The sequence below is a fragment of the Psychroserpens sp. genome (assembly GCF_045105015.1).
In the GTDB taxonomy this organism is placed as follows: domain Bacteria; phylum Bacteroidota; class Bacteroidia; order Flavobacteriales; family Flavobacteriaceae; genus Psychroserpens.
Genome location: NZ_JBGCCX010000004.1, coordinates 1 through 12,223, shown reverse-complemented (window position 1 = coordinate 12,223; position 12,223 = coordinate 1). Strand labels below are relative to the sequence as shown.

At 33.4% G+C, this 12,223-nt stretch carries 9 protein-coding genes; 7 read left to right on the top strand and 2 right to left on the bottom strand.

The genetic code is table 11. The annotated features are described in order from the left end of the window. On the top strand, window positions 1-616 hold a 616-nt coding region (locus tag AB8B90_RS00215; protein WP_405332360.1), incomplete at its 5' end, for a 7-carboxy-7-deazaguanine synthase QueE. 41 nt (window positions 617-657) lie between these two features. Here the strand turns inward: AB8B90_RS00215 and AB8B90_RS00210 are convergent. Both AB8B90_RS00210 and AB8B90_RS00205 read right to left on the bottom strand, forming a co-directional pair. Beyond that, complete coding sequence (locus tag AB8B90_RS00210; protein WP_405332357.1) at window positions 658-1,209, bottom strand: DUF2911 domain-containing protein; 552 nt, start codon at window positions 1,207-1,209, stop codon at window positions 658-660. 67 nt (window positions 1,210-1,276) lie between these two features. Next, window positions 1,277-2,551, bottom strand: a complete 1,275-nt coding sequence (locus AB8B90_RS00205) for a YCF48-related protein (RefSeq protein WP_405332355.1) — start codon at window positions 2,549-2,551, stop codon at window positions 1,277-1,279. Between the two features lie 179 nt (window positions 2,552-2,730). On the opposite strand from AB8B90_RS00205, the gene asnB reads away from it, so the two are divergent. From asnB to secDF, 6 genes are all read left to right on the top strand, one after another. Further along, window positions 2,731-4,401 carry an asparagine synthase B gene (asnB, locus tag AB8B90_RS00200; RefSeq protein WP_405332353.1) on the top strand — a complete coding sequence of 557 codons (1,671 nt, stop codon included), beginning with the start codon at window positions 2,731-2,733 and terminating at the stop codon, window positions 4,399-4,401. A 286-nt stretch (window positions 4,402-4,687) separates the two neighbouring features. Beyond that, window positions 4,688-6,637, top strand: a complete 1,950-nt coding sequence (gyrB, locus tag AB8B90_RS00195; RefSeq protein ID WP_405332350.1) for a DNA topoisomerase (ATP-hydrolyzing) subunit B — start codon at window positions 4,688-4,690, stop codon at window positions 6,635-6,637. A gap of 165 nt (window positions 6,638-6,802) precedes the next feature. Beyond that, on the top strand, window positions 6,803-7,729 hold the full coding sequence (locus AB8B90_RS00190) for a malate dehydrogenase (RefSeq protein ID WP_405332348.1): 927 nt from the start codon (window positions 6,803-6,805) through the stop codon (window positions 7,727-7,729). A 94-nt stretch (window positions 7,730-7,823) separates the two neighbouring features. Further along, the gene (locus AB8B90_RS00185; RefSeq protein ID WP_405332345.1) at window positions 7,824-8,741 is read left to right on the top strand and encodes a SecDF P1 head subdomain-containing protein; all 918 of its coding nucleotides are present in this window, start codon (window positions 7,824-7,826) and stop codon (window positions 8,739-8,741) included. Between the two features lie 36 nt (window positions 8,742-8,777). Next, on the top strand, window positions 8,778-9,404 hold the full coding sequence (locus AB8B90_RS00180; protein ID WP_405332342.1) for a hypothetical protein: 627 nt from the start codon (window positions 8,778-8,780) through the stop codon (window positions 9,402-9,404). Between the two features lie 176 nt (window positions 9,405-9,580). Next, window positions 9,581-12,223: protein translocase subunit SecDF (gene secDF / locus AB8B90_RS00175; RefSeq protein WP_405332339.1), on the top strand; the 2,643-nt coding region annotated here is incomplete at its 3' end.

Here is a 12,223-nt window from a genome sequence, read left to right as displayed (position 1 = left end):
ACAAGAACTCATTGATACAGGATTGCTTTTACCATTAATGGAAGAATTTTATACCATTCAAGGTGAAGGCTACCACAAAGGAACTGCAGCCTATTTCGTTAGAATTGGTGGTTGTGATGTTGGTTGTCATTGGTGTGATGTTAAAGAGAGTTGGTTAGCTGAATTACATCCACCAACTAAAACTGAAAAAATCGTAGAAAATGCTGTAAAGTATAGTAATACAATTGTTGTTACTGGAGGTGAACCCTTAACTTGGGATATGGGACCATTGACCAAGCAACTTAAAGCTAAAGGTGTTCAAACGCATATTGAAACCTCTGGTGCTTATAAACTCACTGGACAATGGGATTGGATTTGTTTGTCTCCAAAAAAAATGAAATTACCAACCGAAGAAGTTTATGAAAAAGCACATGAATTAAAGTGCATTATTTATAATAAGGACGATTTTCGTTTTGCAGAAGAACAAGCTTCAAAAGTAAATAAAGATTGTATTCTATATCTCCAACCTGAATGGAGTAAGCGAGACAAAGTTGTACCGCAAATAGTAGATTATGTGATGGCTAATCCTAAATGGAAAGTCTCTCTACAAACTCATAAATATTTAAATATTCCTTAAATAAAAAGCGCTGTATTAACAGCGCTTTTTTTAATTAGTTTTTAAAATTTCTGATAAAAAGGAATGTTTAATCTAGTATGTTCCCATCCAATATGCATAACAACAAAATCAGCATCTTCTTCAAAAACAATTGAGAAGGATTCAATTTTATCATCAGCTTGACTAGGTTTGACTGATAATCTTGCGACATCGTTTGATTTGTCATAAAAATAGCTTCCCCAAACATTCAAGTCTTTACTAATAACAGCTGTCCATTCACCTTCTCCTGGAATAAGGTAAAATGTATAAGCCCCAGCTTCTATTTTTGTGTTTCCAAAATATAATGGTTTATATAAAGTAAGTTCAGGGCCTTCATTAGCACCTGTTCTCCAAACTTCATCTAGTGGAGCTAGTTTTTCTAATTTACGGTCTTTAAGTTGAGGTCTACTGTAAATGATTTTGATGAGTTTATCAGAGTTTTTATAATTAGAAGGATATGAGGCAGCATCCATCGGACTTTTATCTAAACCTGGAAATTTTTGTGCATTTGCGTCAATAGTAAAAAGCATTAAAAATGCTAATGTAAATGTTGAGATAAGTGTTGTTTTTTTCATAATCTGTTACTATAGTTATTAATTTATTAAATGGTCGTGAATATTACTTACAGTTTACACCAAATGTTTATTTCTTTATGAATTTTAATGAAGAGCGTCCGGAATTATTGTGAAAATTAATAAAATATGTTCCAGATACTAAGTTAGTAACATTAAATTTATAAGTCTTTAGAATTGGTTGTAATACTATATCTCTAGATAATTGTTTGATAAACTTACCGTTAATATCATATAGTTCGATCAATAGATTATCATCACTTTCAAAATTAATGCTAAACTCTAAATTTGTTAATACAGGATTTGCTAATATTTTAATATCTAAGTGCTTATAATCTCCTTCTGATAAATCTTCAGTACTTAATGTGTCTTCGGTGTATTTGTAAACGGTAGTGCCTGAGGCATACACAGTATTAGAGTTAATAACAAAAATTCGATTTAAATTATTACCAACATTAAGATTGGTCCATGTTTGTCCGCCATCTAAAGTTTCATGAAAGCCTGTTGTGTGACCTCCCATCCAACCATGATTTTCTGTAATAAAACCTACAGCTTGAATATCTGTTTCGACAGAATTAAATTCAGTCCAATTATCACCAGCATTTGTTGATTTAATTAGTTTTCCATTATTAGGAGCTACTGAAGAAATTGCGCCAAACATGATATCACTATCACTATCTAGTATTTGTAGTTTCCAAACGTATTCTCCACTTACGTTGGAGTTATAAATTTCAATCCAGTTAACACCACCATCAGTAGTTTTTAAAATAAGTCCTCCATTGGCATCTCTTCCAGCTGCAAACCCTATATCTTCATCTAAAAACAAAACTTCTACTAGTGCATTTGCATAACTAGACATGTCGATATAAGTCCAATTCGCACCACTATCTGTTGATTTAATAATATGAGCTGGGTTAAAATAAGCACCACAAGCATACACTGTAGAAGTACCAACAGCATTGATACCACAAATGGCATTAGGATTAGGTGATATGTTTGTGACTTCTGTCCAATTTGAACCTCCATCTATAGTTCTGAAAAATGTACCATTTAATGTTCCTATAAACCCAATGTTTTCATTTAAAAATTCAATATTTCTAAAGTAGTAGTTACCAGGAATATTTGTTTCATTGAGTTGTTCTGTCCAAGTTAATCCTCCATCAGTGGTTTTGTAGATTCTTGCATAAAAACCGTTAGCAGCCCAGCCTGTGTTTTCATCTAGAAAGAAAACATCATCAAAGCGTTGTCCATTAGGATTAGAAAATATATTTGGAGCGGCTTGCCATGTCGCTTGAGCATAAAGGTTAATACTTAAGAAAAAAACGAGGAGTTGGAATAGCTTCATATGTAATTAAAGGTTTCAGATTGTAAAGTTACAAATATGTTTTTAGAATCATAAGTTTCAGTTTTTATTTAAAAACTAGTTTTTTGTTATTATGTATAATCAAAATTAATTATTAGGTTTTAATTAATAAACTTTAATGTCATATTTGTAATATAAAATCATAAATAAAGAATTAGATTATGTGTGGAATTGTATGTGCATTTGATATAAAACAGAAATCAGAAGAATTAAGACCTCAATTGTTAGAGATGGCAAAGCGAATTCGTCATCGCGGACCAGATTGGAGTGGAATATATAGTGATGATAAAGCGATTATGGCTCATGAACGACTCGCTATAGTTGATCCTGCTTCTGGGAAGCAACCGCTATTAAGTGACGATAAGAAACTTGTTTTGGCAGCTAATGGTGAAATATATAACCATCGTGAATTAAGAAGTCAGTTTCCATCGTATCAATTCCAAACTGAAAGTGACTGTGAAGTAATTTTAGCTTTGTATCAAGAAAAAGGAGTGGATTTTGTAGATGAATTAAATGGTATTTTCGGTTTTGCTATTTACGATGTAGAAAAAGACGACTATTTTATAGCTCGCGACCATATGGGAATAATTCCATTATATATTGGTTGGGATCAACATGGAACTTTCTATGTAGCTTCAGAACTAAAAGCATTAGAAGGTGTTTGTACCAAAATTGAATTATTTCCTCCTGGTCACTATATGTCTAGTAGTGATGGAAAGTTTGTACAATGGTATAAACGTGATTGGGAAGATTATAAGGCAGTAAAAGAAAACCAAACTGAAATTAAAGAAGTGCGTCAAGCATTGGAAGATTCAGTACACAGGCAATTGATGAGTGATGTGCCTTATGGTGTATTACTATCTGGTGGACTAGATTCTTCAATTACATCAGCCATTGCAAAAAAATATGCAGAGCGTCGAGTAGAAGCAGACGATAAAGAACAGGCTTGGTGGCCACAATTACATAGTTTTTCAGTAGGACTCGAAGGGTCTCCTGACCTAGCAGCTGCACGGAAGGTGGCAGATCATATTGGCACAGTTCATCATGAAATAAAATTTACAATTCAAGAAGGTTTAGATGCTATCAAAGATGTAATTTATAATCTTGAAACTTATGATATAACTACAATTAGAGCCAGCACTCCAATGTACTTGATGGCTCGTGTAATAAAATCTATGGGAATTAAAATGGTGTTGTCTGGTGAAGGTGCAGATGAATTATTTGGTGGCTATTTGTATTTTCATAAAGCACCAAATGCAAAAGAGTTTCATGAAGAGACTGTGAGAAAACTAAGTAAACTTCATATGTATGATTGTTTACGAGCAAATAAAAGTTTAGCAGCTTGGGGAATTGAAGGACGTGTGCCTTTTTTAGATAAAGAATTTATGGATGTTGCGATGCGAATTAATCCACAAGATAAAATGATTAATGGACAACGAATGGAGAAATGGGTGTTGAGAAAAGCCTTTGAAGATATGCTTCCTGAAAGTGTAGCTTGGAGACAAAAAGAGCAATTTAGTGATGGTGTTGGATACAGTTGGATTGATACCTTGAAAGAAGTTGTAGAAACCGAGGTTAGTGATGAGCAATTAGCAAATGCTAAATATAAATTTCCTTTGCAAACACCTACAAATAAAGAGGAGTTTTATTACCGTTCGATTTTTACTGAACATTTCCCAAGTGATGCTGCAGCTTTATGTGTGCCTCAAGAAGCAAGTGTTGCCTGCAGTACACAAATTGCTTTAGACTGGGATGAAGCGTTTAAAAACATGAATGATCCATCAGGAAGAGCTGTTGCTAAAGTTCATGATAAAGCTTATGATAAGGTTTAAAAATCGACTTTATATTGATTAATTTAAGTACAAAATCTCACGTCTGTGGGATTTTGTATTTTTTGCTATTTTGCAAAGATGTTAAAATCGATTAAAATTTAATTTGAGCTACTTTTTAGACGTTTTAAGGCACTTTTGAGTAATTAACAAATGTTGATAATTATTGTATTCAATCCATAAAAAGCTTTTAAAAAGCGTCTTAATTTCGTATCTTTGTTTGTGTTCAAAAGGATGCTCAAAAGCATCTTTTTTTGTGCTACAAATAATTCAAAATAAATCAAAATTTATGAGCGATAAAAAAGAAGAGTTTAATAAGCATAATTATTCAGCTGATAGTATTCAAGCATTAGAAGGAATGGAGCATGTTCGTATGCGTCCATCGATGTATATTGGAGATGTTGGTACTCGTGGTTTGCACCATTTGGTATATGAGGTTGTAGATAACTCTATAGATGAAGCTTTAGCTGGACATTGTGATAATATTACGGTAATAATAAATGAAGACAATTCCATCACTACTGAAGATGATGGTCGTGGTATTCCCGTTGGTCTTCACAGAAAAGAAGGCGTTTCAGCTCTTGAAGTTGTAATGACTAAAATCGGTGCAGGTGGTAAATTCGATAAAGATTCTTATAAAGTATCTGGTGGTTTGCATGGTGTTGGTGTGAGTTGTGTTAATGCACTTTCTCAACATCTTAAAGCAACTGTTTATAGAGAAGGAAAAGTCTACGAACAAGAGTATGAACGTGGAAAAGCAATGTATCCAGTTAAGCAAACAGGTGATACTGATAGACGTGGTACAACTGTTACATTCAAACCAGATTCAACCATCTTTACACAAACATTAGAGTATAATTATGATACTTTGGCTAGTCGTTTACGTGAGTTAGCTTACCTAAATAAAGGCATTACTGTTCATTTAATAGATAAAAGACATAAAAAAGAAGATGGTGAGTTTGAAGGTGAAACATTCCATTCAACTGAAGGTCTTAAAGAATTTATACAATTTCTTGATGCAACAAGAGAACCTTTAATGAAAGATGTCATTGCTTTTGAAGGTGAGAAAAATGGTGTTCCTGTTGAGGTTGCTATGATATATAATACATCATACGCTGAAAATTTACATTCGTATGTAAATAACATTAATACGCATGAAGGTGGAACACATTTATCTGGCTTCAGAAGAGGTTTAACGCATACACTTAAAAAGTATGCTGATGCTTCTGGAATGTTAGATAAATTGAAGTTTGATATCGCTGGCGATGATTTCCGAGAAGGATTAACGGCTATTATTTCTGTAAAAGTTCAAGAGCCTCAATTTGAAGGGCAAACGAAAACAAAACTAGGTAACAGAGAAGTGTCTGCATCTGTAAGCCAAGCAGTGTCAGAGATGTTAACAGATTATCTTGAAGAAAATCCGGACGATGCAAAAACAATCGTGCAAAAAGTCATTCTTGCTGCTCAAGCACGTCATGCTGCTCAAAAAGCACGTGATATGGTTCAGCGTAAAACTGTGATGAGCATTGGTGGCTTGCCTGGTAAATTAAGCGATTGTTCTGAACAAGATCCTGCAAAATGTGAAGTATTCCTTGTCGAGGGAGATTCGGCAGGTGGAACGGCAAAACAAGGTCGTGACAGAGCGTTTCAAGCGATTCTTCCGCTTCGTGGAAAAATATTGAATGTTGAAAAAGCAATGCAGCACAAAGTGTTTGAAAATGAAGAAATTAAAAACATTTTTACAGCACTTGGCGTTACAATAGGAACAGAAGAAGATCCTAGAGCATTAAACCTTTCAAAATTACGTTACCATAAAGTAGTTATTATGTGTGATGCCGATATTGATGGTAGTCACATTGCGACTTTAATTTTAACATTCTTCTTTAGATATATGAAAGAATTAGTTGAAAACGGACATATTTATATTGCAACGCCTCCTTTATATTTAGTTAAAAAAGGAGCTAAAAAGCAATATGCTTGGTCTGATAAAGAACGTGATGAAATTGTTACCGAATTTGGTGAAAGTTCTAAAATACAACGTTATAAAGGTCTTGGTGAGATGAATGCTGAACAACTTTGGGATACAACAATGAATCCTGAGTTTAGAACAATGCGTTTAGTGCAAATAGATAATGGTGCTGAAGCTGATCGTATCTTCTCTATGTTAATGGGTGATGAAGTGCCACCACGTAGAGAGTTTATTGAAAAGAATGCGATTTATGCGAATATTGATGCTTAATTCAAATTTCTCAAATTGATTTAAAGAAAACAGCCATGTATATTTATATGGCTGTTTTTTATTTGGGCGAATTATCTTCATACTTTCTTTATAAAGCGTCTAATATTTTGTAATTTTGCACACTCAAACAACAACACAATTTTAACATATAAAAACTTATAAAACATGAAAGTAACAGTAGTTGGAGCAGGAGCAGTTGGTGCAAGTTGTGCAGAATATATTGCTATTAAAAACTTTGCTTCGGAAGTTGTCATCTTAGATATCAAAGAAGGTTATGCAGAAGGTAAAGCAATGGACTTAATGCAATGTGCTTCTTTGAATGGTTTTGATACAAAAATCACAGGAAGTACAAGCGATTATTCTAAAACAGCTAATAGTGACATCTGTGTGATTACCTCTGGTATTCCAAGAAAACCAGGAATGACACGTGAAGAATTGATTGGTATCAATGCTGGAATTGTAAAATCTGTATCAGCAAGCTTAGTTGAGCATTCTCCAAATACAATTCTTATAGTAGTAAGTAATCCAATGGATACAATGACTTACTTAGTACATAAAACTACAGATTTACCAAAGCATAAAATTATTGGAATGGGTGGTGCACTTGATTCTGCACGTTTCAAATACAGATTAGCTGAAGCTCTAGAGGCTCCTATTTCTGATATAGACGGAATGGTTATTGGAGGTCATAGTGATAAAGGTATGGTGCCTTTAACATCTCATGCAACTAGAAATAGTATCAATGTGTCTGAGTTTATTTCAGAAGAACGTTTAAATCAAGTTAAAGAAGATACCAAAGTTGGTGGAGCGACATTAACTAAATTGTTAGGAACCTCTGCTTGGTATGCACCAGGAGCTGCAGTATCTGGATTAGTGCAAGCAATTGCTTGTGATCAGAAAAAAATGTTCCCATGTTCTACCTTATTAGATGGCGAATATGGTCTTAGCGATTTATGTATTGGTGTCCCAGTAATCCTCGGAAGAAATGGTATTGAAAAAATCGTTGACGTCCCTTTAAGTGATGCTGAAAAAGCGCACATGATAGAAAGTGCTGAAGGCGTTAAGAAAACTAACGGTTTATTAGACCTATAGTTTTACACTTAAAATTTATATTTATTAAACGGAGTCGAAATACCTTAGAGTGTTCCGATTCCGTTTTTAGTTTCTATTAATAACATTTAATATTATGATGAAAAATGTATTAATACTATTTTTTTTAGGAATTCTTTTTTCTTGCGGAAATATTGCACCTAAACACGAGTACAACATAATTTATGAGTTTGAAAATGATGATAATATATCAGTAAGCAAAAAGCAATCTACAGTTGAAGTATTAAAAAGAAGAATTGATAAATTTGCTTCAAACTATGATGTTAAGCTTAACGATAAGCAGCAAATAGAAATAATTCTTAGTACAGATTTTAAGCTAAATGTTGTAAATGCAATTGTAACTAATCCTGGAAAGTTAGAATTTTGGGAATGTATTAAAGTAGAACAATTAGATTATTCATTTTTTTCGTCTTTATCTGAAATGATGCAGGAAAGAAACGAGCTTTCTAGTAATATCCTAGATAAATTTAGCCCACCAGTTAGTGGAGGTTTATTGAGTGTTGATATTAAAGATGCTGAAAAAATTAAAGACATGCTTAAAAGAAAAGAAGTTTTAGAGCTTCTTCCGCATGATATTAGAAAATCAAAATTCTTATTTGGAAACGCTTACAATGGTAAAGCAGATTTATATTTGGTTAAATTACCTCCTAGTGGAAATGCATTCTTGAATGAAACACATATTACCGATGCACGTCAAAACTATTCTAGTACTGGTCGTCCTACAGTTTCTATGCAAATGAATGAAATTGGAGCTCAACGTTGGGAACGTATGACACAAATAGCATTTCAAGAAAGATCACAAATAGCAGTCACTTTAAATGATATTGTGTATTCAGCTCCAACTGCTTCTAATGGAGCTATTCTTGGAGGTAATACTGAGATTTCTGGTAACTTTACCGTAAACGAAGCACAAGATTTAGCATTAATTTTAAGTTCACGTCAAAGAATACCAAAACTAAAATTTGTTAACTCTTTAGCTATAGTCGATGAATAGAAAACTTACTTTCTTTATTTTTTATATATTTGGCGCATGAATAAAAAATGGTACATCAGTGCTTTAGTTATCATTATTGCCTTATTAGGAGGTGTTGCTTCTCAAGAGCAAAACCAAACTCCTAATCAGGAAATTGTATTACAGTTTTCTAATACAACAGTTACAAATGACGAAGCACAACATGCTATCGCTGCTGTTAAACAACAGTTGCAAACTATTGGTGTACATGATATTAATGTTACAGACTATCAAGATGGTTTTCTGAAAATCACTTATTTCAGTGATACAGATGTCACTAGTATCAAAAAATTGTTATCAAATGAAGGCTCTATAACGCTTGAAAGAGATATTCCTTTTGAGTTACCTTCAGACAAGGGTGGAATTGCATACAACTTAGATGTTTATGAAATCCAAAATGGTTATGATGATGCTTTTCATTTATCAGGAAAACTCGGTATAGAGCATAAATCGGATAATGACCGACTTTCAAACACAAATCCTTACGCTAATTCAAAGCGTACTGATTATACTGTTTTTGAATTAAAAATTAATCTTGCTTATAAATTCCATAATCATATTGGAATTACGATAGATCATATTTCTCACAAAATCCCAGAGGTTCGCGCAGGACCTGTCTCTCAAGGGATGAGTTATACTAGCTAAACGCTAAGTTTTCCCATTGAACTTCAAATTACATTTTAAAGATTGCTTTTTCGAAAGTCATCGAAAAGCATTCAAAACATTACAATAAACCCAAAAATTAATTGTCAAATTAGGTGTAAAGTATATATTTGCGCTTCCGAAAAAACGGAAATATTTGACACAAAAACATTAAAGAAATGCAAAACAAAGGATTAGTTAAGCTTTTTGCTCTGTTATTTGGATTGGTAAGTATTTATCAATTATCATTTACATTCAAAGCTAACCAAGTTGAAAAAGAGGCAAAAACCTATGCCGAAAGTAAATTTACTGATAGTGAAGCAATCAACGAAGCTGAGGTTCGCTATTTAGATTCTATTTCAAGTCAAGACGTATTTGATATAGGAGTATCAAGTTTCACATTTAAAGAAGTTAAAGAAAAATCAATGAATCTTGGTCTTGACCTTAAAGGTGGATTGAACGTGATTTTAGAGATTTCTGTAAAAGACATTTTAAAAGGTCTTGCAAACAATAGTAAAGATCCAGCTTTTAATAAAGCTTTAGCAGATGCTGAAGAAATTCAAAAAGATGCTCAAGAATCTTACCTAGAATCATTTTATGATGCTTGGGATGCCATTAAAGGTGACCAAAAATTAGCATCACCAGATATCTTTGCTAATAGAAGTTTAGATGATGTGATTAACATCAATATGACTGATGATGAGGTGAAAAAAGAAATCGAACAAAAAGTTGACGAGTCTATCGTTTCTGCTTTTGAAGTATTACGTAAACGTATTGACCAGTTTGGTGTAACGTCTCCAAACATTCAACGTCTAGGAAATACAGGTCGTGTATTAGTTGAACTTCCTGGTGTTAAAGATGTAAAACGTGCTACTGAGTTAATTACAACAACTGCACAATTACAATTCTGGGATGTCGATAATGGGCAAGGACTTGGAAATTTCTTTGCAGCGTCGAATGAGACACTTAAAAAAGTATTAGGTGTTGAAGAAAAAGTTGAGGCTGTTGAAGCTCAAGATTCTACTACAACAGAAGATAGTACAGTTGAAGATTTATTAGGTGAAACTTCTACAGATTCTACGGCTGTTAATCAAGTAAATCCATTATTTGATTTAGTTGGACCTCCACGTTCTGGCGGAATGATTGGAATTAAATTAGAAGATAAAGACAAATTTCAGTCCTACTTAGATATGCCTCAAGTGCGTGCTAACCTTCCAGCTGACGCTAGAAACTTAAAGTTCGCTTTTGGTTTACCAACAGTTGACGAAGAGACTGGTATAGAGTATGTAGATTTATATACTTTAAAAGGAAATAGAGAAAATGAACCAGAATTAAGTGGTGCTGTAATTACAGATGCACGTCAGTCTTATAGCAATACTAATAAACCGTCTGTAACAATGCAGATGAATGCTAAAGGAGCAAAGAAATGGGAAGAAATTACTGGAAGAGCATTTACTAATAAATCTCAGATAGCGATTGTATTAGATGATATCGTGTATTCTGCACCAACAGCTTCTAACGGAGCAATTTCTGGAGGAAACACTGAAATTTCAGGAAACTTTACAGTAAATGAAGCAATCGATTTAGCAAATGTATTAAGAGCAGGTAAATTACCAGCATCAGCAGACATTGTTCAAGCAGATCAGGTTGGACCATCATTAGGAAAAGAGGCAATCGAGAGTGGTACGAAGTCATTTTTAATTGCACTAACTTTAGTGTTAATCTGGATGGTATTGTATTATGGTAAAGCAGGTATCTTTGCTGATATAGCCTTATTATTAAATATCTTACTAATATTTGGTGTGCTTTCAGGTTTAGGAGCTGTATTAACACTTCCTGGTTTAGCAGGTATTGTATTAACGATTGGTATGTCGGTTGATGCGAACGTACTTATTTTCGAGCGTATTCGTGAAGAGTTAGGAAAAGGTAAGGCAATGAAAGAAGCTGTTAAAGATGGTTTCGCAAATGCATTATCTTCAATATTAGATGCAAACATTACTACAGGTTTAACAGCATTAATACTGTTTGTGTTTGGTACTGGACCAATTAAAGGTTTTGCAACAACATTACTTATTGGTATTGTAACATCCTTATTTACTGCAATATTTATTACACGTCTATTAGTAGATTGGTATGTAAATAAAGGAAAACAGCTAGATTTCTCAACATCTATAACTAAAGGTTTATTCAAGAATATGAATATCAAATTTATTGCTAAGCGTAAAGTAGCATATGTAATTTCGGGCATTTTAATCTTGGTGAGCTTAGTATCGTTATTTACTAACAAATTAGATCAAGGTATTGATTTTGTTGGAGGTAGAACATACCAAGTTCGTTTTGATAAAGCTGTAAGTTCTGAAGATGTAGCTAAAGATTTAAATGCTGTCTTCGGAAGTGCTGAAGTAAAAACGATAGGTGCTGCAAATCAGTTAAAGATTTCAACAAAATATAAAGTAAATGAAAATTCAGCTGAGGCAGATGAAGAAATCCAAACCATGTTATTTGACGGATTAAAATCTTATTTACCAGCAGATATATCGTATACAGAATTCTCTGAAGCAACTAATGGTGTAGGGAAAGTGTTATCAAGTAAAGTAAGTCCAACGATTGCAGATGATATCAAGAAAGAATCATTCTGGGCTGTCCTAGGGTCTTTAGTTGTTGTATTCTTATATATCTTGTTTCGTTTTAAAAGATGGCAATTCTCAACTGGTGCAGTCGTGGCTGTATTTCATGATGTAATAATAGTATTAGGTATTTTCTCATTACTATATAAATTTATGCCATTTAGTATGGAAATTGACCAAGCCTTTATTGCCGCA